General features: G+C 65.9%; 18 protein-coding genes, 1 tRNA gene and 3 pseudogenes. 5 read left to right on the plus strand and 17 right to left on the minus strand.

Annotation, left to right across the window (positions count from 1 at the left end; all coding sequences use genetic code 11):
• Positions 1-35 precede the first annotated feature (35 nt).
• Positions 36-1373, minus strand: a complete 1338-nt coding sequence (gene lysA / locus BLT81_RS05775) for a diaminopimelate decarboxylase (RefSeq protein ID WP_019195045.1) — start codon at positions 1371-1373, stop codon at positions 36-38.
• Between the two features lie 5 nt (positions 1374-1378).
• The gene (argS, locus tag BLT81_RS05780; protein WP_019195046.1) at positions 1379-3031 is read right to left on the minus strand and encodes an arginine--tRNA ligase; all 1653 of its coding nucleotides are present in this window, start codon (positions 3029-3031) and stop codon (positions 1379-1381) included.
• Between the two features lie 145 nt (positions 3032-3176).
• Between argS and BLT81_RS05785 the strand changes: the two genes are divergently transcribed.
• From BLT81_RS05785 to BLT81_RS05805, 5 genes are all read left to right on the plus strand, one after another.
• Positions 3177-3962, plus strand: coding sequence for a (Fe-S)-binding protein (locus BLT81_RS05785; RefSeq protein ID WP_019195047.1), 786 nt, complete (start codon positions 3177-3179; stop codon positions 3960-3962).
• 5 nt (positions 3963-3967) lie between these two features.
• Positions 3968-5476 (plus strand): LutB/LldF family L-lactate oxidation iron-sulfur protein, encoded by a 1509-nt coding sequence (locus tag BLT81_RS05790; protein WP_040421856.1) that lies wholly within the window; start codon positions 3968-3970, stop codon positions 5474-5476.
• A 1-nt stretch (position 5477) separates the two neighbouring features.
• Positions 5478-6110 carry a LutC/YkgG family protein gene (locus tag BLT81_RS05795; RefSeq protein ID WP_019195049.1) on the plus strand — a complete coding sequence of 211 codons (633 nt, stop codon included), beginning with the start codon at positions 5478-5480 and terminating at the stop codon, positions 6108-6110.
• Between the two features lie 155 nt (positions 6111-6265).
• Positions 6266-7879, plus strand: a complete 1614-nt coding sequence (locus BLT81_RS05800; RefSeq protein ID WP_019195050.1) for an alpha/beta fold hydrolase — start codon at positions 6266-6268, stop codon at positions 7877-7879.
• Between the two features lie 80 nt (positions 7880-7959).
• Positions 7960-8033, plus strand: a tRNA-Arg gene (locus BLT81_RS05805).
• Between the two features lie 274 nt (positions 8034-8307).
• Here the strand turns inward: BLT81_RS05805 and BLT81_RS13075 are convergent.
• The 15 genes and pseudogenes from BLT81_RS13075 to BLT81_RS05865 all read right to left on the minus strand — a co-directional run bounded on the left by BLT81_RS13075 (position 8308) and on the right by BLT81_RS05865 (position 24625).
• Positions 8308-8706 carry a transposase gene (locus BLT81_RS13075; protein ID WP_231908970.1) on the minus strand — a complete coding sequence of 133 codons (399 nt, stop codon included), beginning with the start codon at positions 8704-8706 and terminating at the stop codon, positions 8308-8310.
• 136 nt (positions 8707-8842) lie between these two features.
• Positions 8843-8929: pseudogene (locus BLT81_RS13255) on the minus strand (transposase); the annotation flags it as partial.
• On the minus strand, positions 8905-9174 hold the full coding sequence (locus BLT81_RS13080; RefSeq protein ID WP_269457059.1) for a transposase: 270 nt from the start codon (positions 9172-9174) through the stop codon (positions 8905-8907). The gene BLT81_RS13080 and the pseudogene BLT81_RS13255, both read right to left, overlap by 25 nt.
• Before the next feature lie 95 nt (positions 9175-9269).
• Positions 9270-10508: an IS256 family transposase gene (locus BLT81_RS05815; protein ID WP_083337246.1), complete on the minus strand. Its 1239-nt coding sequence runs from the start codon at positions 10506-10508 to the stop codon at positions 9270-9272.
• A gap of 104 nt (positions 10509-10612) precedes the next feature.
• A pseudogene (locus BLT81_RS12635) lies at positions 10613-10839 on the minus strand (transposase); the annotation flags it as partial.
• Positions 10840-11008: 169 nt separating this feature from the next.
• The gene (locus BLT81_RS05820; RefSeq protein ID WP_083337252.1) at positions 11009-11677 is read right to left on the minus strand and encodes an ATP-binding protein; all 669 of its coding nucleotides are present in this window, start codon (positions 11675-11677) and stop codon (positions 11009-11011) included.
• A pseudogene (locus BLT81_RS05825) lies at positions 11674-12880 on the minus strand (IS3 family transposase). Before BLT81_RS05825 ends, BLT81_RS05820 begins: the two are co-directional and overlap by 4 nt.
• 217 nt (positions 12881-13097) lie before the next feature.
• Positions 13098-14738, minus strand: coding sequence for an IS21 family transposase (gene istA, locus BLT81_RS05830; RefSeq protein ID WP_083337253.1), 1641 nt, complete (start codon positions 14736-14738; stop codon positions 13098-13100).
• A gap of 319 nt (positions 14739-15057) precedes the next feature.
• A complete protein-coding gene (locus BLT81_RS05835; RefSeq protein ID WP_019194027.1) occupies positions 15058-15660 on the minus strand; it encodes a cadmium resistance transporter in 603 nt (200 codons plus the stop codon).
• On the minus strand, positions 15657-16016 hold the full coding sequence (gene cmtR, locus BLT81_RS05840; protein WP_019194028.1) for a Cd(II)/Pb(II)-sensing metalloregulatory transcriptional regulator CmtR: 360 nt from the start codon (positions 16014-16016) through the stop codon (positions 15657-15659). The genes BLT81_RS05835 and cmtR overlap by 4 nt, the downstream gene beginning before the upstream one ends.
• A 177-nt stretch (positions 16017-16193) precedes the next feature.
• Positions 16194-16988, minus strand: coding sequence for a MarR family winged helix-turn-helix transcriptional regulator (locus BLT81_RS13345; RefSeq protein ID WP_407918954.1), 795 nt, complete (start codon positions 16986-16988; stop codon positions 16194-16196).
• A 31-nt stretch (positions 16989-17019) separates the two neighbouring features.
• Positions 17020-19680, minus strand: coding sequence for an AAA family ATPase (locus BLT81_RS05850; protein WP_019194029.1), 2661 nt, complete (start codon positions 19678-19680; stop codon positions 17020-17022).
• A gap of 3 nt (positions 19681-19683) precedes the next feature.
• Positions 19684-20817, minus strand: a complete 1134-nt coding sequence (locus BLT81_RS05855) for a metallophosphoesterase family protein (RefSeq protein ID WP_019194030.1) — start codon at positions 20815-20817, stop codon at positions 19684-19686.
• A 35-nt stretch (positions 20818-20852) separates the two neighbouring features.
• On the minus strand, positions 20853-21659 hold the full coding sequence (locus tag BLT81_RS05860) for an SWIM zinc finger family protein (RefSeq protein ID WP_019194031.1): 807 nt from the start codon (positions 21657-21659) through the stop codon (positions 20853-20855).
• Complete coding sequence (locus BLT81_RS05865; RefSeq protein ID WP_019194032.1) at positions 21659-24625, minus strand: DEAD/DEAH box helicase; 2967 nt, start codon at positions 24623-24625, stop codon at positions 21659-21661. Before BLT81_RS05865 ends, BLT81_RS05860 begins: the two co-directional genes overlap by 1 nt.
• Positions 24626-24721 lie beyond the last annotated feature (96 nt).

Here is a 24721-nt window from a genome sequence, read left to right on the forward strand (position 1 = left end):
GTACCGCTTAGTCTATATCTCGCACGCTCGGACTTCTAGTACTCGCGGGCGAGGATGTCCTCCACGCTCTCGCGCCGCACCATGGGGGTGATGTGTCCGTTGCGCACGGACACGACCGCCGGGCGGCCGAACGAGTTGTAATTCGACGACATGGAGTAGCAGTAGGCTCCGGTCGCGGCGAGCGCGACCAGGTCGCCGGAGGTGATGTCCGCGGGCCACGAGGCCTCGGCGACGAGGATGTCGCCGGATTCGCAGTGCGAGCCGACCAGCCGCGTGTCCACTGGGGCCCCGTCGAGGAAGCGGTTGACCACGCGGGCGTCATACTCCGACGCGTAGAGCGCCGGGCGGATGTTGTCGCTCATCCCGCCGTCGACGGCGATGTAGCGGCGCGTGTCCGTATACGAGGTGTGTACGTCCTTGATCGTGCCCGCGGTGTAGACAGTCACCGTCGACGGGCCCGCGATGGCCCGGCCCGGCTCGACCAGCACGGTCGGCGCGGGGATCTCTAGGTCGGCGGCGACGTCGTCGACCTCGCGCAGAAGGTCGGCGGCCACGGTGGTGACGTCGAGCGGCGCCTCGTCGGGCGTGTAGGCGATACCGTAGCCGCCGCCCAGGTCCAAGTACGTCAGCGCGACGCCGCGCTCCTGCCAGATCTGACGGTACAGGTTGAGCACGCGCTCGGCCGCGAGCTTGAAGCCCTCGGCGTCGAAGACCTGCGAGCCGACGTGGCAGTGCAGACCGGACAGCGAAAGATGCTCGGCCTCGAGCGCGTTCACTGCGGCGCGAAAGGCCGAGCCGGAGGCCAGCGAGAGGCCGAACTTCTGGTCCTCGTGGCTCGTGGCAACGAACTCGTGGGTGTGCGCGTCGACGCCGGGCTTGACGCGCACGAAGACCTCCTGGACGCGGCCGAGCTGGCCCGCCAGCTCGTTGAGCTCGGCAAGCTCCTGGTGGGAGTCGATGACGACGTGGCCGACCCCGGCCTCCAAGCACAGGCGCAGGTAGCTGGCCGCCTTGTTGTTGCCGTGCGCGGTGACGCGGTCGGCCGGAAAGCCGGCGGCCAACGCGATGCGCAGCTCGTTTTCGCTGGCCACGTCGAGCGCCAGCCCCTCCTCGTCGACCCATGCAGCGATCCGCCGTGTGAGGAAGGCCTTGGAGGCGTAGTGCACGTTGTGTGCTCCGCCGAAGGCGCGCGCCATGTCGCGGCAGCGGGAGCGGAAGTCGTCCTCGTCGACCACCATGACGGGCGTGCCGTACTCCTCCGCAATCTCGGTCAGCGGCACCCCGCCGATGGTGACCACGCCGTCTTCCTGCCGCGCCGCCCCGCGCGGCCAGACGTGGGCAGGTAGGTCGTTGAAGCTGTCGGTTGCGGCCACGAGCGCTACATCCTCTCCGGCGCGGTGACGCCGACGAGGCGCAGCGCGTTCGCCAGCACGTGGCGCGTGGCGGTGGCCAGAGCGAGGCGCGCGGCGTGGATCGGCTCCGGATCCTCGCCCGCCTTGGGCAGGATCTGGCAGGCGTCGTAGAACTTGTGGAAGGAGCTGGCCAGCTCCTCGGCGTAGCGGGCGATGCGGTGCGGCTCGCGCAGTTCGGCGGCGGCTCGGACAACCGCCGGGAACTCGCCGAGGGTGCGGATGAGGTCGCCCTCCTTCTCATGCGACAGCAGCGCGACGTCGGCCCCGGCGTGGTCAACCCCCGCCTCGGCCGCTTTGCGCTGGAGAGAGCGCAGGCGCGCGTGCCCGTACTGCACGTAATAAACGGGGTTGTCCGAGGACTGCTTCGTCCACAGGTCGAGGTCGATGTCGAGGGTCTGGTCCGCCGACGAACGCACGAGCGCGTAGCGCGCGCCGTCGACACCGATGGCGTCGACGAGGTCGTCGAGGGTGATGATCGTCCCGGCGCGCTTGGACATCTTCACCGGTTTGCCGTCGCGCACGAGGTTGACCATCTGCCCGATGAGCACCTCGACGGTCTCCGGGTCGTAGCCGAGCGCCTGCGCCGCCGCGCGCAGACGCGCGATGTAGCCGTGGTGGTCGGCGCCGAGCATGTAAATGGCCAGGGTGTGGCTGCGCTCGAACTTGTCCGCCACGTAGGCGATGTCGCCGGCGATGTAGGCGGCGTCGCCGTCGGACTTGATCACCACCCGGTCCTTGTCGTCGCCGAAGTCGGTGGAGCGCAGCCACCACGCGCCCTCGGACTCGTAGAGGGTGCCGTTGTCCTTGAGCGTCTGGATGGCCGCGTCCACGGCCCCCGATTCGAACAGGGAGTTTTCGTGGAAGTAGACGTCGAAGTCCACGCCGAACTCGTGCAGCGACTGCTTGATGTGGGCGAACATCATGTCCACGCCCTCGGCGCGGAAGAGTTCCTGCACGTCGGCGGGCTCGCCAGCGAGGGCATCGGGATGCTTGTCGACGACCCGCGCGGCGATCTCCGCAATGTAGTCACCGCCGTAGCCGTCGTCCGGGGTTGGCTCGCCCTTCGCCGCGGCCACCAGCGAGCGGGCGAAGCGGTCGATCTGCCCGCCGTGGTCGTTGAAGTAGTACTCGCGCGTGACCTGGGCACCGGAGGCCTCGAGCACGCGGCCGAGGGAGTCGCCGACGGCGGCCCACCGGGTCCCGCCCAGGTGGATCGGCCCGGTGGGGTTGGCGGAGACGAACTCGAGGTTGATCTTGTGGTCCGCATACGCGGCGGAGCGCCCGTAGTCGGCGCCCGCGGTGAGGATGTCGCTGACGATCTTGCCCTGGGCGCCGGTGGCCAGGCGTAGGTTGATAAAGCCGGGGCCAGCAGCCTCGGCGGTAGCGATGTCAGGGTCGGCCGAGAGGGCGTCGACAAGCCAGCCAGCGAGCTCGCGCGGGTTGGCGCCAGCCTTTTTGGCGACCTGGAGGGCGATGTTGGTGGCGTAATCGCCGTGCTCCGGGTTGCGCGGGCGCTCGACGGTAACCGTGTCGGGGACAACGGTGGCGTCGAGCTCGTGGGCCGTGAGAACATCGGTGGTGGCCCTCTTGATCGTGGCGGCAAGGTCTGCTGGCGTCATGGGCTAACAGTGTAATTGAGGCAGCGTACATCCTCTCTGTCGGGCCGCAGGCTCATAATTGTGGCGGATTCCGCCCCGCGCGCCGCGTCGGAAACGTACCATCTATCTGTCCACCATCCACCTGAGAAAACAAAAGGAAACACCCATGCGAGTAGCGCTGTTTTCTACGTGTATCGGTGATGCCCTGTTCCCGGACGCGCACAAGGCGTCCGCGCTGGTGCTGACCCGCCTCGGTTTCGACGTCGTCGTGCCCGAGGGGCAGACCTGCTGCGGCCAGATGCACGTCAACACCGGGTACCAGCGCCAGGCGGTGCCAATCATCGAGACTTACGTCGACGCTTTTTCCGACCCCTCCATCGACTACGTCGTGGCGCCGTCTGGCTCCTGCGCCGGCGCCGTGCGCCACCAGCACGAACGCCTCGCTTCGCGCTACGGCTCCCCCGGCCTCGCCCAGGCCGCCGCCGCCACCGCGAAGAAGACCTACGAGCTCACCGAGTTCATCGTCGACGTCGCCGGGACCACCGAGCTCGGCGCCTTCTTCCCTCACCGCGTCACCTACCACGAGTCCTGCCACTCCAAGCGCATCCTCGGCGTAGGCGAGCGCCCCTACCAGCTGCTGCGCAACGTCGACGGCCTCGAGCTCGTCGACCTGCCGTTGAAGGAAGAGTGCTGCGGCTTCGGCGGCACCTTCGCACTGAAGATGTCGGAGGTCTCCGCGGCGATGGTCGCCGACAAGGCCCGCCACATCAAGGAGTCCGAGGCGGAATACGTCACCGCCGGTGATTCCTCGTGCCTCATGAACATCGCCGGCGCGCTGAGCCGCCAGCACCTCGGCGTGCGCGCGCTTCATATCGCGGAGATCCTCGCCTCAACCAAGGACCACCCCTGGACCCCGACGTCCGCCGCATATTCGAGGGAGGCAATGCTGTGAAAGTCATGCTGGGCCGGCCCACCATGCCGCCGCGCGCACAGGGCCCGAGCAACCTGCGCGGGGACACAGCGTTCCAAAAGAGAGCCCACATCGAGCTTGACGACGTCACAAAGAGGCGCAACCTCGCCTACGCCACCACCTCCATCCGGCGCAAGCGCCAGGGCGTCGTCGACGAGCTGGACGACTGGGAGCAGCTGCGCGAGGCTGGCTCCACCATCAAGCGCGACGTGCTGGCGCGGCTTCCCGAGCTCCTCGAACAGTTCGAGGAGCAGGTCACCGCGCGCGGCGGCCACGTCCACTGGGCGCGGGATTCGCGCGAGGCCAACGACATCATCCGCTCCCTCGTCGAGGACACCGGCGAGACGGAGGTGGTGAAGATCAAGTCGATGGCCACCCAGGAGATCGCGCTCAACGAGGAGCTGGAAAAAGCCGGCATCCACGCCCAAGAAACGGACCTGGCTGAGCTCATCGTGCAGCTGGGCGACGACTTCCCCTCCCACATCGTGGTGCCCGCCATCCACCGCAACCGCGCCGAGATCCGCGACACGTTCGTGGAGAAGATGCCCACCGCCGACGAGTCGCTCACCAACGATCCAAAAGATCTGGCCGAGGCCGCCCGCATCTTCCTGCGCGAGCAGTTCATGAAGGCGAAGGTGGCCATCTCCGGCGCCAACTTCGGCATCGCGGAGACCGGCACTGTCTCCATCGTCGAGTCCGAGGGCAACGGGCGGATGTGCCTGACGCTTCCGGAGACCCTGATCAGCGTCATGGGCGTCGAAAAGCTCCTGCCCTCCTTTGCCGACCTAGGGGTGTTCCTGCAGCTTCTGCCCCGCTCGTCAACCGGCGAGAGGATGAACCCCTACACCTCGCTGTGGTCGGGCGTGACGGAGGGCGACGGCCCGCGCAACTTCCACATCGTGCTGCTCGACAACGGCCGCACCGCCGCGCTCGCCGACGACATCGGCCGCGAGGCCCTGAAGTGCATCCGCTGCTCCGCGTGCCTCAACGTCTGCCCCGTCTACGAGCGCGCAGGCGGCCACTCCTACGGCTCGACCTACCCCGGCCCGATCGGGGCGATCCTTACCCCGCAGCTGACCGGCATGGACTCGGCGAGCGACCCGAACGCCACCCTGCCCTACGCCTCCTCGCTGTGCGGGCGCTGCGACGAGGTCTGCCCCGTGAAGATCCCCATCTCCGACATCCTCCTCGAGCTGCGCCACCGCAAGGTCGAGGACCACACCCCTTTCGTCGAGTCGAAGGCGTTTTCCGCCATCAGCCTCCTGTGGAGCACCCCAGCGCTGTGGGACAAGGCCGTGCGCGCGGTCGCGCTCGGGCGGGTGCTCGGCGGTTTCAACCGGCAGATCTCCACCCTGCCCGCCCCCATGTCGGCGTGGACGAACTACCGCGACGTCGCCGTCCCGCCGAAGAAACCGTTCCGCGCCTGGTGGGACAGCGAGGAAGCCCGCACGTTGCTCGACAGCGCCCGCCCCAGCAACACGAACGAGGAGAACTAGCATGGCACGCACCGCAAAGCAGGAGATCCTCTCCCGGGTCCGCGACGCGCTCGCGCTGTCCCACGCCCCCGCCCACGTCACCCCCGTCCGCGAGTACCGCACCGACTCCGCGCACGGCCCCGACGAGCTGCGCGAGATCCTCGTCGACCGGCTCGTGGACTACAAGGCCGAGGTGGTCGAGACCAGCGAGTCCGAGCTCGCCTCCGCGCTCGCCGAGGTGCTCCACGGCCGCGAGTGCTCCGACGTCGTCTACGCCCCGGGCCTAGACAGCTCGCTTTTCGACGCCTTCACCGGCGCCCCTCGCCCCGACGACCCCACCTCCGACCCGCGCGATCTCGGCGACGTCGACGCGGTGGTCACCGATTCCCACGTCACCTGCGCCCAGACCGGCACCATCACGCTGCAGGCCAACGACGTCTGCGGGCGCCGGGCTCTGAGCCTCGTGCCGGACCGCCACGTGGTCATCGTGCGCGCGGATACCGTCGTCTACGGCGTGCCAGAGATGATAGAGCGCATCGACCCCGCGCGACCTGCCACGATGATCTCAGGCCCGTCCGCCACTTCGGACATCGAGCTCGTGCGCGTCGAGGGCGTCCACGGCCCGCGCGACCTCATTGTGCTGGTGGTGTCCTAGGCGCGTCCGACACAAAGTGGCCGGCCACCCCCGCGGGGGCGACCGACCACTTTGCTGTCATTGTTTCCCGTGCCACGCTTTTCCAGCGCGCGCACTATAAGTATGAGACACTGTTCCTAAAAAACAATGGAACAAACCTGGAAAGGCCCGGCGCGTTGTCCACGAAACCCCCCGTAAAAACCTCCGTCTTCCTTCTCACCGCCACCGCGGTCGTCGCCGGCGCCCTCGCGCCGGCGGCCGCGGCAGACCCCGCGCCCCAGATCCGCTGGGAAGAATGCCCGGCCACCGTCACCGCCCCCGGCGCCCAGTGCGGCAGCTTTGACACGCCAATGCGTTACGACGACCCCGACGGCCCCACCGTCTCCATCGGCGTGATGAAGATCCCCGCCGCCAACCAGGCCGCGAAGCGCGGCGTTCTCTTCGGCAACCCCGGCGGGCCCGGCGGTGACGGCTACACCTACTTCGGCTCCCCCGAGGCCGGGTTCCAGTGGCCGCAAGAGATCATCGACGAGTGGGACCGCGTCATCGTCCAACCGCGCGGCCTGCTGCACTCCACCCCGCTCGAGTGCAGCGCCCCGGAGCTGAACGACCTCTCCTCCGTCGCCCGCTTCCAGGCCGAGGGGCTGCTCAGCTCCGGCGCCCAGAGCCGCGCCGCCTGCCAGGGCCCCGTGCCCGGCTACGCGGAGACCATCACCACCGACACCAACGCCCGCGACTGGGAGGCCGCCCGCCGCGCGCTGGGCTACGACTCCATCTCCATTATGGGCCTGTCCTACGGCACCTACCTCGGCGCCGCCTACGCCACGCTCTTCCCCGCCACCACCGACCGCGTGGTGCTCGACTCCGCCATGGACCCCAACGCCCAGTGGCAGCAGCTCATGCGCGACCAGCAGGCCGGCTACGAGTCCGTGCTCAACGAGTACTTCGCGTGGGTCGCCGCCAACAACGCCACCTACGGCATGGGCGACACCCCGCTCAAGGCCTACCAGTACTGGTCGCGCCGCGTTGTGGAAGAGACCGGCACCAACCCGACCGTGACGCCGCCGCCCGCCCGCGTTGGCGACCTGCCTCCCGGGCTCGAGTTCGCAGGGCAGGCCGGCGCCGACGTGCTCACCGCCACCGGCAAGGCGCGCGTCGAGGCCGAGGGCATTGTCAGCCGCCTGCTCAACCCCGGCGCCAACCAAGCCGCCTCCCCGCTGCTGACCAACACGCGCCTCATGCTCCCGCAGGCGGCCGCCTGGGACACCCTCGCGCGCATGACCAACGGCACCTTCGAGGCTCCGCAGGCCAGTGAGCCGCCCCAGGGGTTTGTTGACGAGCTCGCCGCCTCCAGCCTCGCCCTCATCAAGCTTCAGTCCGTGCAGATGTGCAACGAGAACGTCACTCCCGCCGACTACTCGCTCATCCCCGTAGCGCTGTGGAGCAACTTCGTCTCCGGCGACATCTTCACCGCCCCGAGCGCGCTCATCGGCTCGGGCGCCTACTGTTCCGGCGCCCAGCCCGTGACCGGCACAATCCCCCTCAGCGGCGCCGGGCTCAAAGTGCGCCCACTGCAGATCAACGCCACCAACGACCCGCAGACGCCCTACCACGGCCGCGGAACCATCGCCAACGCCATGGGCTCCCACCTAGTCACCGTTCACGGCCCCGGGCACGGCCACGTCGGCTTGGGCAACAAGGCCGTCGACCGCATCGTCGTGGACTACCTGCGCTCCGGCGAGGTCACCGTCTCGGACGCCCCCGGTTACTTCGAGGCCCTTGGCCAGTAACAACAACCCGTTTTCGCCCCGCCGACGCGGGGTGCTAGGGTTGTAATCCGTTGACCGCCTCAGCGAGGCGGACAGCGAATGTCTTCGTAGCTCAGTGGATGAGAGCATCGGTTTCCGGTACCGAAGGTCGCAGGTTCGAATCCTGTCGGGGACACGGTTGTCATGAGTCTCGTCATGCTTGACGCATGAGTCGCGACATGCTGGACGGACCGGCATCCCAGTTGGGTCAAGTCCACGGTGGTGGTGTATCTGCCTTTCGATAAGAACAAGCAGGATGACGGTGTCAGGGGCCGTCACGAGCTCGGTGCTGGCGTGGGCTCATGCAACCTCCTGAGTGGATTCGCCGGCATCAATGACGGTGGCTGTCATCATCGTTGTGGTCTGTTCCAGGCTGGTGAGCGACATGTAGCGTTTCTGTTGGATCCTTCTCACTCGTGTTGCTCGGCGAGTACCGCCCCGACCAGACGCACGACGGCGTCGCGGTTGGGGGCAATCCCCACGACGTCGGTGCGACGTCTGATCTCCCGGTTGAGCCTTTCAGTGGGGTTGTGTGACCACACCTTCGTCCACACCGCTTTCGGCGCGTTCGTAAACGCCAGCAGGTCGTCTAAGGATTCCTCCAGGTGAATGCGCCACATGGGGGAATTTCTGTTGGCAAAACTCGACAACGTCTCGGGCCTGGTCCCACACGGTGTGGGCGTCGGGTTGTTGGAAGATCGTGTGAAACATCGCCGACAATGTCGGCCACTTAAGTTTTCGGCACCATCGATGATGAGGTTCTTCGCGAAATGGGTGCGGCACCGCTGCCAGGACGCATTGGCAAGCAATCACCCACAGCGGCCTGGATGCCCAGGTGGGCGTCACTGGTGACCAGGTACACCTGATCCAGGCTGGAGTGGGCGGGGCTTTCAGGTCGCGGAAAAACCCGGTCCACGACGCGGCCGATTCGGCGGTGGCGACCTGCATACCACACAACTCCCGGTACCCGTCGGCGTTAACCCCGGTGGCCAGCAGCACGCTGGTTTTCACGACGCGCCCACCTTCACGCACTTCTCACTCGTCAGCGCGTCGCAGGAAACATAGAGGTAGGGGCCGGTGTCCAACGGGCGGGTGCGGAAGTTGTCGACCATCACGTCGAGTTCTTTGGCCATGTCAGACACCTGCGACTTCGATAGGTTGGTGATCCCGAGGGTGGCGACAAGGTCGTTCATGCGGCGGGTGGAGACCCCCTTGAGGTAGCAGGTGGCTACGACGGTAGCCAGGGCGCGTTCTGCTCTTAAGCGGCGCGGGGGCAACGGTCAAGTCCACGGTGGTGGTGTATCTGCCTTCCGATATGAACAAGCAGGATGACGGTGTCAGGGGCCGTCACGAGCTCGGTGCTGGCGTGGGCTCATGCAACCTCCTGAGTGGATTCGCCGGCATCAATGACGGTGGCTGTCATCATCGTCTTGGTCTGTTCCAGGCTGGTTAGCGACATGTAGCGTTTCTGCTGGATCCAATCATCGTGTTGCTCGGCGAGTACCGCCCCGACCAGACGCACGACGGCGTCGCGGTTGGGGAAGATCCCCACGACGTCGGTGCGACGTCTGATCTCCCGGTTGAGCCTTTCAGTGGGGTTGTTTGACCACACCTTCGTCCACACCGCTTTCGGCGCGTTCGTAAACGCCAGCAGGTCGTCCAAGGATTCCTCCAGGTAATCCGCCACATGGGGGAACTTCTGCTGGCAAAACTCAATGACGTCTCGGGCCTGGTCCCACACGGCCTGGGCGTCGGGTTGTTGGAAGATCGTGTGAAACATCGCCGACAATGTCGGCCACTGGGTTTTCGGCACCATCGATGACAGATTCTTCGCGAAATGGGTGCGGCACCGCTGCCAGGATGCGTTGGGTAGGCAGTCACCCACAGCGGCTTGGATGCCTAGGTGGGCGTCGCTGGTGACCAGGTACACCTGATCCAGGCCCCGGGCTTTCAGGTCGCGGAAGAACCCGGTCCACGACGCGGCCGATTCGGCGGTGGCGACCTGCATACCAAGCAACTCCCGGTACCCGTCGGCGTTAACCCCGGTGGCCAGCAGCACGCTGGTTTTGACGACGCGCCCGCCTTCACGCACCTTCATCGTCAGCGCGTCGCAGGAAACATAGAGGTAGGGGCCGGTGTCCAACGGGCGGGTGCGGAAGTCTTCGACCATCACGTCGAGTTCTTTGGCCATGGTAGACACCTGTGACTTCGACAGGTTGGTGATCCCGAGGGTGGCGACAAGGTCGTTCATGCGGCGGGTGGAGACCCCCTTGAGGTAGCAGGTGGCTACGACGGTGGCCAGGGCGCGTTCTGCTCGTGAGCGGCGCTCCAACAACCAGTCGGGGAAGAATGATCCGTGGCGAAGTTTCGGGATTCTCACGTCGATGGTGCCCACGCGTGTGTCCAGGTCGCGGTGGCGGTAGCCGTTTCGGTGGTTGGTGCGGGTGTCGCTGACTGTGGCGTAGTCGGCCCCGCAGATGCTGTCTGCTTGGGTGGAGAGGATCTGGTTGATGAAGTCCTGCAGCATCTGACGCATCAGATCCGGGGATGCTTGGGCGAGCAGCTCATCAAGGTAGGCGGTCGGGTCGATATGATTGGGTCCAGCGGTCATCGCGTTGGTTCCTTTCGAGGAGATGTTGGAATTGATTCGAAAGGTACTGCGGTGGCCGCCTCACACGTTCATGAGGTCCCTCACCGACAGTCACAGGTACACCACGCTAGCGGACGCAACCGGGGCAACCAGTCGGGGAAGAATGATCCGCGGCGAAGTTTCGGGATTTTTCACGCAGGTGGTGCCCACACGAAGGTCCAGGTCGCGGTGGCGGTAGCCGTTTCGGTGGTTGGTGCGGGTGTCGCTGACTGTGGCGTAGTCGGCCCCGCAGATGCTGTCTGCCTGGGTGGATAAGGATCTGGTTGATGACATCCTGCAGCATCTGACGCATCAGATCCGGGGATGTGTGGGCGAGCAGCTCATCAAGGTAGGCGGTCGGGTCGATATGATTGGGTCCAGCGTGTTAGGACCACGTGTTTAGTAACGGTGTGGTGAGTATCGAGTAACGCCCGGGTGAGTATCGAGTAACACCCGGGCGTTTTGGGGTTTTGGTGGGGTTATTAGGCCAGTCGCATGTTGGTGCCTTCGAGTGTGATGATTTCGGCGCCGGCGACGAGTCGGTTGAGGATGGATTCGGCGATGACGGCATCCGGGATGGATTTGTACCACTCGTCGGGTGTGAACTGGGATGTCACGATGGTGGATCCGCGGGGTTCGCGCTCTGCGAGGATGTTGAGCAGTTGGTGTGCGGTAGCGGCATCGATTGGGGTGGTCAGGAAGTCGTCGAGGACTAACACGTCTGTGTGGTGGAGGTCTTCGAGGAATGTGATGCGGGCTGGGTCGTCGTGTTTGAGCACGGCGAGGTGGTTGGAGAGTGTGTCGGTGCGGAAGAAGCGTGCGGAGTAGTCGTTTCGGCACGCCGCGGTGAGCAGTGCTTGGGCGAGGTAGGTCTTGCCGACGGAGGATTTGCCCAGGATGACAATGTTTTGTGCGCTTTGGCACCATCGGCAGTAAGCGAGTCGGGTGATTTGCTCTTTGTTGATGGTGCGGCCGGGCGTGTAAGTGATGTCTTCGATACAAGCATCGGGATTTGGCGATCGGGATGCTTTGAGCAGTTTGTTGACTCGCCTCTCACGCTTGGCCGCTACCTCTTTGTCGAGTGCGTAGAGCACTTTGTCGGAGAAGCTGGGCCCGACCCCTGGAAAGTGGACACAGGGAATTGAACTTATGCGGTCAGGGTGAGTTTACCGCAGGTGCGGTTTTCGTACTCGATGGGCGAGAGATAATCGCACCATGAGTGTCTGCGTTTCTGGTTGTAGCGCACACACCAGGCGAAGACGTCCCGTCTGGCGTGCAGCATCGAGTCGAAGCATTTCCGGTTGTGCAGCACCTCGCGTTTCAATGTCGCGTTGAACGACTCCGCCAGCGCGTTGTCTGCGCTGGTTCCCACCGCCCCCATCGATTGGGTCACCCCTAGCATCGTGCATCGTGAGCGAAATGCCTTCGAGGTATAGACACTGCCGTGATCTGAATGAAAAATCGCTCCTTTCAGACTGCCCCGGGCGCGCCGCGCTGAGTCCAGCGCATCGATAACCAGATCGACGCGCATGTGGCAAGCAATAGAAAATCCCACCAGCCTGCGGGAATAACAATCGATCACGGTGGCAAGATACATATTGCCGCCACCGGATACCGGCAGGTAGGTAATGTCGCCGACGAGCACGCGGTTCGGCGCCGGGGCATGAAACTGCCTGCGAACAAGATCCGAAAAAGACACTGCGGCCAGCATCTGCCACGGTGGTGCGCACGCGGCGTTTCTTCGTCAAACCCCTGGATGCCCATGGCCTTCATGATGCGTGCAACGCGTTTGTGATTGACCACCGCATGCGCCCTCCGAATCAGGATCGTTCAACACCGCGGCGATGCGTTTGGCTCCGTAGAGTCCGTGTTCGTCGGTGAACACAGTGCGGATACGAGCACCAAGAACAGCATCGTCAACAACCTTTTGACGGCGCGCGGCCTGCGTGTTTTTCCACTTGTCATAGGAAGATCGCTGCACCTTCAGCACGTCGCACATCCGTGTGAGCGAAAACTCGGTGCGATGGTCCCAGATGAACGTGAAGCGGATCACAAGCCCATCTCTTTCGCCAAATACTGCGCCGCGGTGCGAAGGATATCTCGCTGTTGTTGAAGAAGCCGGTTGTGCTTCTCGAGTTGTCGGATCCGCTCTGAATCCGATGCTTTTCGGGCTCGAGCTGCGGCATCAATCGCGCGGGCTTTTTGCCCGTGCCATAGCGCTTGACCCAGGCAGCGAGACTGCCACGGTTAACACCGAGATCATGAGCAACCGAGTTAAGAGACACACCGTCTGTGTCTTCATACATCGCGACCGCGTCGCGCTTGAACTCCTCAGAGTAGGACTTACGAGGCATGGACTGAGACTACCTTCCTCCGGCTATCAACCGGGGCTAGCCTATGTCCACCAACAGGGGGTCAGGTCCGCTCCAGTCGTCGAATGCGGGATCGGCGGCGATGTCTGTTAGTGACGCTTTGTCCGAAGGCGGTCATGCGCAGGTCGGTAAAGACCGGCAGGACTGATTCGTCGAGGAAGCGGGCAGATGCTGATGCTGGTTGTGGGTGGGGCATGGGTTATGCAGATCCCTTCTTGGTGAGGTTTTCGAGGCTGAACTGGGCAGCACCACCGAGGTAGGCGCCGCGTGTGTCACGCGCTGTCGGCGCAGGTACGTCTTGGGTGGGTCTGCTTGTTGGCAGATCGGTTGAAAGGTCAGTGCCTGTAGGCCGTGTGGAGGTGTCTTTGCGCACGGCGGACATCATGTTTTTCACCGCGGTATACGACACAGCACGCCTGGCGCCGTCGGTGGACACCAACCGTCTGCAGGCTTCTTCGAGGATTGGCTTGTTGGTGTGTTTGCCCATGTTGAGCACGTTGCGGCACGCTTGGTACGCCTGGGCAGGGATCGCTTTGGCTTCGATGAGCTCGGCAATCACCTGGCGGGTGGCCGGCCCGATTTTGGCGGCTTCGCGCAGGAAGTACTCGCTTGTCCACAACCCACGGGTCTCACCCATGTTCGCCGGGATGTGGTCGGTGTCGGTGACATACACCCCGCGGGCACGTGCGAGTTGGTGGGTGGCCACACGCTGCCCGGCGTCGAAGACGGCGAGACTGTCACCGGTGATACGCACATCCACGGTGCGGCCCACCAGCTGGTGCGGCACCGAGTAATGCACGTTGTGCACTCTGATGTGGAAATTGGGCGCGACTTTGGCGCGTTTCCATTCGGTACGCTGCCACGGTGTTTCAGGCAGCGCGGTGAGCACGTCGCATTCGAACTGAGCAAACAATGCGCGCCTGCTCGTCGCATTGCCGCGAAACGGTTCGGCAGCGTTGATCCCATCGACCAGGACGATAATTTTTGCGTTGAGCTCGTCTATTCCGGCGCACTGATGACCATCGAGTGCGTGGACAACGTTCTGGGTGACAATCTTGACTGCAGCTTCAACGCTGGCCTTATCCTTGGGACGTTTCGCCCGAGCCGGCAACGCGGCGGTGTTGTAGTGCTCCAAAAACTCCTCGTAGGTGGAGTTGACCCGGCGATTCCTGTCCGCGACACTAATCGCATTCGAAGCCGTCGAGGCATTATCCGGCACGATGACCTCGGCAACCCCGCCGAAGTACTCGAACGCGCGGATATGGGCTGCAAGCCACGCGTCCTGGCGCTCATTAGCGCACGCGCAGGCGAACACCATGCCCGAATACGGCAGCGAGGCGACAAAGATGCTGACCTTCGAGCCTTGTCCGCCGGTGGGGTCAAACAACCGCATCTTCGTGCCTGCCCAGTCCACCTGCATCGTATGGCCCGGGGCATGGGTGATCCTGGCGCTCAGCCCGGCTGCATCAACGTGTTGAGCCACAAGTTGACGAAACCGCTCGTAGCTGTAGTACCGCTGGCCTGTGCCCCCAGGCTGTGCGGTGTAGCGGCCCCACAGCACCTGCAAGGTCACCTTGTTGCGCCCGATGCGCGCTTTGGCGACAGCGTCGAAATCGATCGGGACGAAATCCCCCTGAGCATGGCTGCGCCCGTCGACGAACCAGCCCGCCAGCTCATGATCCGCAACCCCACGAAGTTGCTCACGGGTTGTGATGTTGTGTTCCACCAGCGAATCGCGAGCCTTTTGCACGGTGGTGTGCGAGCACCGCGAACTCGAACAGATTTGGCGGACAGACCAGCCTTTCAACACTTGATCCATTACCGCCCGGTAGTCAGTCACAATCAGACTCCTCTGGTAACGCCGCGTGCCCTGAAGTCACGCGGTCACCAGAATCCTCCCCCGAACTGTTACTGGATACTCACCAATGCGTTACTCGATACTCACCACGGTGTTACTAGATACGACCGCGCAACACCAGCGCCCACTCGCGTTGGTTCCTTTCGAGGAGATGTTGGAATTGATTCGAAAGGTACTGCGGTGGCCGCCTCACACGTTCATGAGGCCCCTCACCGACAGTCACAGATACACCACGCTAACGGACACAACCGAACCGAGAGGGGTGCGCCCGGTCGGGGCCGTTTGGAACGCTGCTGCTACGTCAGAGCCCGAAGGCTCCGCCGCTGACGAGGATCACGATGCCGAGGCCGATGAGAACGATGGGAAAGAGGATGCTCTCCCAGCGTTCGAGCATTTCCGCGATCGGGGGGCGGGTGGCGACGAACTTTGCCAGGGCCACCAGGACCGCAACGAGCGCGAGGAAGATAACGCAGTAGGCGACTACTGCGAGAGGTTCCACGCTGAGGAATACAGGGGTGTAGACGCCGATGTTGTCGCCACCGTTGGCAAAGGTGACGCCTGCGACTGTCCCCACGCCGACCTTCTTGTCGGCAACCTTGGCCTCGTCGTCATCGTCGTCATCGTCTCCGCGCCAGGCCTGCCATGCGGCCCAGAGGCCGAGGCCCAGAGGGATGAGACCGAAGTACGGGATGGCTGTCGAGGGCAGGAATGCTCCGGCGCCGATGGTCACCAGAACCGCGGCACCGAGGATGCCCGCGAATCCGAGGTACTGGCCGGCCAGAATGCGGGCGGTAGTGCCGCGCTGGCCTGCCCCTCGCGCGAAGAAGAGGGAGAGCACGATGATGTCGTCGATGTTGGTAGCTGCGAACAGGCCTATCGCCTGCAAGACCGAGGTGAGAATCATGCGTCCTTCCCAGCTACGTAGCACCCGGGAAGCGAGCAGGCGGGATCGATGCACGGGGCGTCTTCGTCTACTGCCAAGGTGACATCGATCAATGTAGTCAGCGCCTGCGCCAGGTGCGGATCGGCGATCTCGTATCGCGTCCGACGCCCCTCGGGCTCGGAGACGACGATCCCACAATCGCGCAAGCATGTCAGGTGGTTGGACACGTTCGGGCGTGTCAGGTCCAGATCTCGGGACAGTTCCGCCGGGTAAGCGGGATGGTCGAGCAGGGTCAAGATGATCCGGGATCGAGTGGGGTCGGCCAGTGCACGACCCAGGCGGTTCATCACGTCGAGGCGCGAAGCAAAAGTCAGCATGCACTGAACTGTACAGCGAGCACTGAACTAGTCAAGTTCCGGGTAGCGGTGCAATGGAGGAAAGAAAACACAACCGCAGCCACTCAAGCCACACGGTCCTAATCCTCAGCCCACACCAACTGGTCAGGAAGTTTCATAAAAGCCCCATGGGGATTTCGGAAAACTTTTTGAAAGTGTTCAGAGAACCCCAGCGGTGCGAGAGCCGGGACCTCGAAATGAGGTTCCGGCTCTCATTTTGCACTGAAACTGGCTGCTGCCCCAAGAAAACAAGCTCCGGCGCTGGTCTTCGGCGACCAATTCCGGGGCTTTACAAGTTTTCGGGCATGGCTTCTGGACCGAAGGGTCTTCGCTCGATGAAGCCCTGCGGTCTAGCGGGTTTACGAGGCCACGGATGGCGCGTTCGGGAACGTGCCGGCCAGGGTGTTCGCGCTCTAAGCGCGGTCGTGGGTGTAGCGGGTGGTGTGGCGCTTCGGCTCGGCCGGCTCCTTGTCGAACCACTCGGAGTCGGAGTCCAGGAGCAGGACATTGGCCGCGACTCAACTCACGGCAGATGCTAGCAGTTGGCCGGCCCAACCCCGAGCCGGGCCCTGACAACAAACCCCCAAACATCACCACAATTCGAAACCAGATACACCACCACCCAGGACGTGACCTGACAAAGACACCGCGGGCGTCGCTCGAGCACTTTCCCTTGGCCACCAGGCCGCGTCGCTGCATGCGCGTGACCTGGTGGGACGTGCGCGAACGGTCCCACCCCAACGCAACGCACAGGTCACGCAGCCGGAGGCGGTTGCCCTCGGCGTCACTCAACACCCCTAATACCGACAGCTCGGGCACCGAGAGGTCCGCTACCTTTTGCAGATTTTCCTCGATAATCCTAGTGACCTTCCGCTGTGCAACGACCAGTTTCATCCACAGCTCTTGTTCCTCTTCGGTGAGCCACCGCGATGTTGCCATCATGGTTCGCACCATACTACGGCTCACGGTAACTTTTGAATTATTCTTATCTTTCCGGTACCCCCGTGATCGTATGCTGGTTCTTCAGCTCGCTGATCGACGCCCGCACTGCCGGCACCACCCTGTCGAAGCGCCGCGGGAAACACGTGAGCACGACAACCTGGGCGTCGCGGCCGACAGTGTCGAACAAGGTGTTCATCCGGGCGAGCCGGTCGGGGTCCGTGGCGCCGAGCGCGTCGTCGATGACCACCGGCACCGGGACGGCCCCGTTCTCCCCGTTTCCGGCGAGGTCGGCGACAGCGAAGCGCGTCAGCAGCGCCATCTGCTCCTTCGCCCCTCCCGAGAGCTGGTCGAGCGGGACCGTGGTTTCACCCACCGTACGGGCCTCCACACCCAAGTCCTCGCCGAGGGTGAACTCGACATCGGGGCCGAAGATGACCGCGGCGTAGCGGTTGAGGGCCTGCGCGAAGGGCTGGGCATAGCGGGCGCGGGCCGCGTCCCGGTGCGCGCGCATCGTGTGCCACAGCAGCTCCACGGCCTCGGCGCGGCGCCGGCTGCGCGCCAGCTTCTGTTCGGCCGCCTCGAGCGCGGCCTCCGCGCGGTCCGCCTGCTCCGCGGCGCCCGTGGCTACGTCGATGTGGCTGCTCAGCCTGGCAATGCGCTCCTGGGCCTCGGCGCGGCGCTGCTTCAGGTTGTCTACCCGCGCCCGCGCCCCCGCGTGCAGCTGCGCAGCCAAGGCCGGGTCCAGTGCGGCGACCTCCTGGGCGAGCTTTTCCTCCTCAGCCCTCAGCGCGGCGGCACGCTCGGTGGCCTCCCCGTGGGCCGTGAGCAGTGCGCTCAGCGGGGTCGCGTGTTCCGCCGCCTCAAGCACGCTCTCCTGCCGAGCAATCTCCTCCTCCTTGAGGTCTTTTTTCGTGCGCAGCGTGGTGGCTTCGGCGGCGGCGGTCTTGCCCTCCCACGGCACCAGCGCCGCCTCTGCCTGAGCGGCCTCCTCCGCGGCGGCGTCGACGGCGTCGCCCGCCGCCCGGTAAGCGGCATCGGCCTCGTCGTCGTCGAGCTGCTCGTCAGAATCGCCGTCCTTGTCCTCGTCCTCCTGCAGCCGCGCCAGCTCCGCGCGAAGCTCGTCGGCATCGCGCCCCTCCGTCAGCTGCGCCCGTCGTTCGCGGGCCGCCTCGACGGCCGCCGCGAGCGTGGCGTGCTCGTCGCGGGCCACGCGCGCCTCGTCGACGTCGGCGCACCCGACGGCCGCCAGCGCCTCGGCCAGCGCGCGTTCTGCTTCGTCCAGCGCCGCGGTGGACCCGGCGGCGCCGGCGCCAGCTCGGTAGACGGCAGTGATGTCGCCGATCTCCACCGTCGTGCCGTCGGCCAGGCGGATCTCGTCGCCGGTGCCCTCGTCGAGGTCGACGGCGCGGCCGTCGACGCGGAGGGAAGCAGCAGCGGAAGCTGTGACCTCGAGCTTCGCGGAGGCGGCGTCGGCAAGCCGGCGCTGCACCGCCGCCTCGCTCGCAGCCTTGTCGATCTCGCGCACGTCGGCGTCGGTGACAGGGCGCTCGGGCGTTTTCTGCAGCAGCTCCGTGAGCTGGGCGTCGACGGCGTCGAGCGTGTCTGCGAGTTCCGTCAGCTCCCGTCGGCGGCGTTGCCGGCGGGCTCGCTCGCTGGCGCGCCGCGCCTCCTGCGCTTTCTCTCGCGCCTCGGCGAGTCGGGCGCGGGCCTCATCGCGCTCCTTTGTGAGGCGAGCGATGGTCTCTTCCTCGTCCGTCGCTTTCTGCGCGGCGGGCCCCAGCAGCTTGTCGAGCTCGGCGGCCTCGCTGCGCAGCGTTTCCAGCTGCTGCCTGGCCTCCCGGCGCGCCTCGAGGTCGGCGGCCGCGCGCTCGAGGTCGACGTCGGCACGCTCTCGGCGCTCACGCGCCTCGGTCGCCTTGGCCTCGGCCTGTTTGGCGGCGGCCTCTTCTTTCTCGCGCTGGGCACTCTCCGCAACCGCCTCGGGCAGCTCCGCGTCGATCTCCGTGACCTCTGCGGTGAGCCGCCCCACCTCGTCGACGGCGCCTGAGAGCTCATCCACCGCGGCGCGCCGCGCCGCCAGCTCGGCCTGAGCGTCCTCGACCGCCTTCTCTAACTCGGTGTACGTGCTCTTCTTTTTGCCTTGGGGCGTGAAGTACCGCGCGTATTCGTCGGTGATGCGCCCCATGAGCGCCGTGTCTTCGGTGCCGGCGAGGGTGTCCTCGCCGCCGGCGTCGAGGGCCCGAGTCACCGAGGGGATGCCGGCCGCGCTGATGCCCGGGTCGGTATCGCCCTGGCGCACAAACAGAATGTCGGCGAGGTCGCCGTCGAGGTGCTCTGCCACTATCGCCTCGAGCTTGTCGTCGGCCGCCCGTCCGCTGAGCTGCTCCGACTTCGGTGCTGTGATGGTCAGCTCGGACTCAGCGCTCTTGAGAAAGCGCTTGCGGGCGGTGAAGGTGTAGGGGCCGACGGTGGCGGTGAGACGCACCTCGGGGCCGACGTCGCGCCCCACGGGCTGGAGGGCCCTGATGCTGTTCTTCTTGGCGCTGTAGCGCTCCGTGAGCACCGCATCCAGGGCGTCAAGGATGGTCGACTTGCCGGACTCGTTGTCGCCGTGGATGAGGATCACGCCGGTGTCGGGCAGGTCGCGCAGCTCGAGGTGCTCGACGGCGCGGACGTTGTCAATGATCAGGTCGTGGATACGCATGGATTAGGCCTCCGTGGACAGGCGAAACAGCAGGTTGACCGCGTCGCGCGCGGTGGGGTCGTCGGCGGACAGCTCGATGAGCTCCTCCATCGCGGCGTGGGCGAAGCCGCTCACGGGGAGGTTGGCCAGCTCGTCGGGGCCGGGCTCAAGGTGGAGGTCCATGAGGCGCGTGCGCTCGTAGAGCGCTGCGAAGACGGGCTCGAGCTCGCCAATTCCCTGCTCCAGCGCCCGCGTCGCTTCCAGCCCCAGGGTGCCCACGATCGAGTACTTGACCACCGTGCGGGCCTTGTCGGGGTAGGCAGCGAGCTGGTCAAGCAGCGCAGAAACGTCGCCGTCGTCCGTCACCTCCCAGTGCAGCGCATCGAAGGTCCACTCCCCCACGCGCACCGTCTCGACCTCAGCGTTGCCCTTGGTCACCGTGACCACCAGCGCGTTGCCGGAGTCTGTCTCCCCGCCGGTGGCCCCGGGGGCGTGGTCGTGGAAGTCCGTGGTCTCCGGCGCGCCCGAGAACCACACCCGCCCACTCGTGCCCAGCGAGCGGGTGGAATGCGTGTCCCCGAGGGCCAGGTAGTCGATGGTGCCGTCCGCCAGCTTGGCCTCCACGGCGGCGAGGTCGATCAGGTCGGCGCCCGCCTCGCTCGTGCGCGCCTCGACCTGCCCGTGGCCGACGGCGATGCGCAGCGCGTCAGTCGGGCCCAGCGGGCGCAGAGCCTTGGCCACCAGGTCCTCCGAGGCGTGCTTGGCCATCAGGGGCGCGCCGACGATCTCGACGCCTCCGCGTACCTCGACAGGTTCGAACGAGTCGAGGACGCGCACGTTGTCGAGTTCGCGGGTTGTGCTAAACATCGAGTCCGCCACCAGCGGGTCGTGGTTGCCGGGCAGCAGGTACACGGGGACGGGCAGGGCCTTGAGCGCCTCGAAGGCCCGCCCGCGCGTCTGCTTTTCCAGGGCGTTGTGCTCGAAGACGTCGCCGGCGACGACGATGAACTCGGCGCCGCGCTCCGTGGCGATCTCGCCGAGGCGGGCGATGGCGGCGAGCCGCGAGGCGTCAAAACGCGCTTGGGCCTCGGGAGGCAAGAACGCGCGGGTCATGCCCAGCTGCAGGTCAGAGGTGTGGACGAAGGTCGTGGAAGCCATGCATCAAGCAATAGCACGGCGCCCCGACACGACGTTTACTGTCGCGTCAGCTCGTCGTACAGGTCTTCGATATCGGCCACGGCGCGCATCTGGTCGATGTTGGTAAAAGACACCGTCTGCATGGCCTTGTGCAACAGGTCGATGTCCGACTCGTCCACCATGGACGCGACCTTGGGCTGCGGCAGGTCGGGCAGGCTGCGCCCCGCCCAGAAGTATTCCGAGCCCTCGGTCGAGTTCTCCCGCGCCACGGCCGCGGCTTGGTTGCGCACGGTCTGCTCGATCATGGGCAGGCTCAGTCCACGCAGGGCGAAGAGGACGGAAGCGTCGGCGTCGATCAGCTCGGCCGCCTTGTACGCGACCGCCACGGAGTGTTTGCACACGGCGGCGTTGTCGGGGCACGTGCAGTAGAACCGGATGCTGCCGTCGTCGTCGGCGAGCAGGAGCTCGAGCACCTCCCCACTCACAACGCCCCGGCGCGCCTTGTCCACCGCGCCGGGCGCCCTAGTGAGCAGCTCCACCGCGCGCTGGATATCCTCCGGGCCGCGGCGCGGCAGTTGCACGGCGACGGTGAAGGGCTCGTTCTGGCTGCCGGAGACCACCCCGTCGAAGCCGGAGGCGCGGGCCTCCACGTCGAGGACCCGGCCGTCGGCCGCGTACGCCCGGCCCCGCTTGGCGCGCCCCTCGTCCGTGCCGCGCAGCGCGGCCAAGAGCAACCGCGCCGCCACGGGGGACACACCCGGCGGAACGTCCGGGGTGGCGCGCACCTCCTCGGGGCCCGACACGCGCCGACGCGCCCCAAAGTTGGCGTAGATGACGTTGTCTTCGCTCGGCCGCCGTGCCATTAGCCCCGCCCCCTGTAGCTCATCAGCCTCGTCAGATCCTCCGTGTCCAGCTCCGTGATCCAGCCCTCGCCTTCGCCCACAACGGCCCCCGCCAAGTGCATTTTTCCGTCGAGAACATCCTGGATGGACTCCTCGAGCGTGCCCTTCGTGATCATCTTGTACACCGAGACGTTTTTGTCCTGCCCGATGCGGAAGGCGCGGTCGGTCGCCTGGTTTTCCACCGCCGGGTTCCACCACCGGTCCATGTGGATGACCACCGAGGCGGCCGTGAGGTTCAGTCCGGTCCCGCCGGCCTTGAGCGACAAGATCATCGCGCGCGGCCCGTCGGGCGCCTGGAAGCGCTCCACCATGGTATCGCGCGCCGCCTTTCCCACCCCGCCGTGCAGGAAGGGCACGATCTCTCCCAGCCGGGCCGAGACGTAAGGCTGCAAGATGTCGCCGAAGGCCTTGTACTGGGTAAAGATGAGCACCCGCTGGTCGGACTCGACGGCCTCGCCAAGGAGCTGCATGAGAGCCTCGACCTTGCCCGAGCGGTGCTTGCCCTTCGCCGTTACCGGCGAGCCGTCTCCGAGGTAGTGGGCCGGGTGGTTGCAGATCTGTTTGATGCGCGTGATCGAGGCCAGCACGAGGCCCTTGCGGGCCATGCCCTCGCGATGCTCCAGGGCGGCCTTCATGTCGTCGACAAGCGCTGTGTACAGCGCCGCCTGCTCGGCCGTCATATCCACCGTGAGCACGGTTTCCTGTTTCTCCGGCAGGTCGTCGATGATCGCTGGGTCTGTCTTCAGCCGCCGCAGGATGAAGGGCGAGGTGAGCTTGCGCAGCCGCTCGCTCATCTCGTCGGCGAGCTCGACGTTGCGGCGGGTCTCGATCACCCGCGCGAAGTGGTTACGGAAGAACTGCTGCGAGCCCAGCAGCCCCGGGTTCACGAAGTCGAGGATGTTGCGCAGCTCGCTCAGCTTGTTCTCGATCGGCGTGCCCGTCAGCGCGATGCGGTGCCTCGCGGGCACCGCCCGCACGCTTTTCGACGCCCGAGTGCCCGCATTCTTAATCGCCTGCGCCTCGTCGAGCACCACGTGGTCCCACTGCACCCGCGCCAGCTCCTCGACGTCGCGGGAGGCGACGCCGTAGGAGGTGATGAACACGTCCGTGTCCGCGATCTTCTCCGCCAGCCGCTCCCCTTTGAGCCTGGCGCTGCCGTGGTGGACCGCCACGCGCAGGTCCGGCACGAAGCGCTGCGCCTCGCGCGCCCAGTTGCCCACCACCGAGGTCGGCGCGACCACGAGCGTCGGCCCCGCCGCGCGGCCCTCGGCGTGCTCGACCGCGATGAGGGTGAGCAGCTGCAGGGTCTTGCCCAGACCCATGTCGTCGGCGAGCACGGCCCCCAGGTTGTTGCGCGACATGAAGGTCAGCCAGTCCACGCCGCGGCGCTGGTACTCGCGCAGCTGCGCTTTGACGGCGCCCGGGATGGCAACGCGCTCCGGCGCCGGGCGGTCCGTCCCACCCATGAGGGAGGTAAACCAGGGCGATCCGGTGAACTCCACCGGGGAATCCCCGAGCGTCTCCAGCGCGAGCGCGCGCAGCTCGGCCGCTGTGGCCACGCCGGAGGTCACGTCCGCGTCGTCCTCATCGTCTTTGTCACCGGCGAGGGCGGCCATGTAGCGCTTCGTCTTGGTCACGGCCGCGCGGTCCGCCAGTACCCACTCGCCGCGGAGCTTCACCAACCCCGACTTCGACTCGACCAGACTGCGCATCTCCTCGTCCGTCAGGTCGACACCGCCGACGGACAGGCGCCAGTCGTAGCTGACCAAGGTGTCGAAGCCGAAGGCCGTCCTCGTCGACGAGTCGTGCGCGTTCTCCTCGCGGCTGACGTGCAGCTTCGCCGTGGTCTCCGCCTGCGACCACGCCCGCGGCAGCATGACGGCGAAGTTACGGGCGCGCAGCACGACCGAATCGACGGTGACGAAGCGGACGATCTCCTCACTGTCGAGAAAGACGTCCCACTCCCCCTCGTGGTCGCTCAACGGGGTCCACGACTGGCGCCGGTGCAGGGCCGGGTTGAGCAGCTCAGACACCTGGGCGGCACGCTGAAAGTCCTTGCGCAACGTCTGCACCGTCTGCGCGTCATAGTCCGCCAGGCGCACCGGACGCGGGGCGTCCGACCCGGCGCGCACCTGTACGCGCACCGGCCACTGCAGCTCCGCCGGGTTATCGGCGTCCGCCGGCTGCTCCACGATGAACACCAGCTGCAGGTTGACCGCGGTGATCGAGCCGTTCCACTCGCTGACCCGCTGCGACAGCTGGCCGCCGCCACGGCGCAGCGGCTCCGCGGTCAGCAGCGAGCGGACGAAATCGTGCCAGGGGTAGGGGCGTTGCTCGTCCTGCACCTCGCGCAGGTGGGCGGTAGCCACCCAATGCACGAGCGTCTGGGCGATGTTCTCCCCGAGGTTCGGGTTGTTCACCGTGAGCACCCCCGGCGCCGCAGCGACCATCTCGGCGAGCCAGCCGCGCTCCTCGACGCCCGTGCCCAGCTGCCACTCCGCGTACCACAGCCCGTCGCGGTAGGGCACGTGGATGTTCACCCGGCCGGCGCGCACGAACTGGCTCACACCCGTGTAGGCGCGCACGAGCCAGTACACGTCCGGGGCGATCGCCTCGCGCTGGGCCGCGGAGGCGGCGGGGCTGCGCGCGTCCAGAAACGACAGGGCCGCCAACAGGGAGACGGCCTCCTCCGGCGCGTAGGCGGCGGTGGGCACCCGCAGCTCCACGTGGCGCCCGCGCGGCGTTTGCAGGCGGATGCGGGCGCGGTGGTGAAATGTGGCGTCGCCAAGCAAGGCTTCGACCGAGGGCGGAAACGTGCCGGACGGGACCTGCGAGGGCAGCACAATCCTGTGGCCTTCCACCTGTTCAACCCACAGGTTGAGGCCGGACTCAGCCAGCCAGAGACCATGCAGGAGGAATGAAGGCATAACGTTCCTTATACCACGCCGAGGTGACTTCTCCGGTTGTGCGCGTGTGCGCGACGCCTGTGCACTAGTCTCAGTTCATTAGTTTCCCGCACATGG

This window comes from Corynebacterium timonense (assembly GCF_900105305.1).
Taxonomy (GTDB): domain Bacteria; phylum Actinomycetota; class Actinomycetes; order Mycobacteriales; family Mycobacteriaceae; genus Corynebacterium; species Corynebacterium timonense.

Bases quoted from the DNA above. Each gene is read 5' to 3' on its own strand.
- BLT81_RS05860 (WP_019194031.1), bottom strand. From the start codon at position 21,659: ATGGCACGGCGGCCGAGCGAAGACAACGTCATCTACGCCAACTTTGGG.
- BLT81_RS05850 (WP_019194029.1), bottom strand. From the start codon at position 19,680: ATGCGTATCCACGACCTGATCATTGACAACGTCCGCGCCGTCGAGCAC.
- BLT81_RS05835 (WP_019194027.1), bottom strand. From the start codon at position 15,660: ATGATTCTCACCTCGGTCTTGCAGGCGATAGGCCTGTTCGCAGCTACC.
- cmtR (WP_019194028.1), bottom strand. From the start codon at position 16,016: ATGCTGACTTTTGCTTCGCGCCTCGACGTGATGAACCGCCTGGGTCGT.
- BLT81_RS05795 (WP_019195049.1), top strand. From the start codon at position 5,478: ATGGCACGCACCGCAAAGCAGGAGATCCTCTCCCGGGTCCGCGACGCG.
- BLT81_RS05785 (WP_019195047.1), top strand. From the start codon at position 3,177: ATGCGAGTAGCGCTGTTTTCTACGTGTATCGGTGATGCCCTGTTCCCG.
- BLT81_RS05855 (WP_019194030.1), bottom strand. From the start codon at position 20,817: ATGGCTTCCACGACCTTCGTCCACACCTCTGACCTGCAGCTGGGCATG.
- BLT81_RS05790 (WP_040421856.1), top strand. From the start codon at position 3,968: ATGCTGGGCCGGCCCACCATGCCGCCGCGCGCACAGGGCCCGAGCAAC.
- argS (WP_019195046.1), bottom strand. From the start codon at position 3,031: ATGACGCCAGCAGACCTTGCCGCCACGATCAAGAGGGCCACCACCGAT.
- BLT81_RS05815 (WP_083337246.1), bottom strand. From the start codon at position 10,508: ATGACCGCTGGACCCAATCATATCGACCCGACCGCCTACCTTGATGAG.
- BLT81_RS05865 (WP_019194032.1), bottom strand. From the start codon at position 24,625: ATGCCTTCATTCCTCCTGCATGGTCTCTGGCTGGCTGAGTCCGGCCTC.
- BLT81_RS13345 (WP_407918954.1), bottom strand. From the start codon at position 16,988: ATGGTGCGAACCATGATGGCAACATCGCGGTGGCTCACCGAAGAGGAA.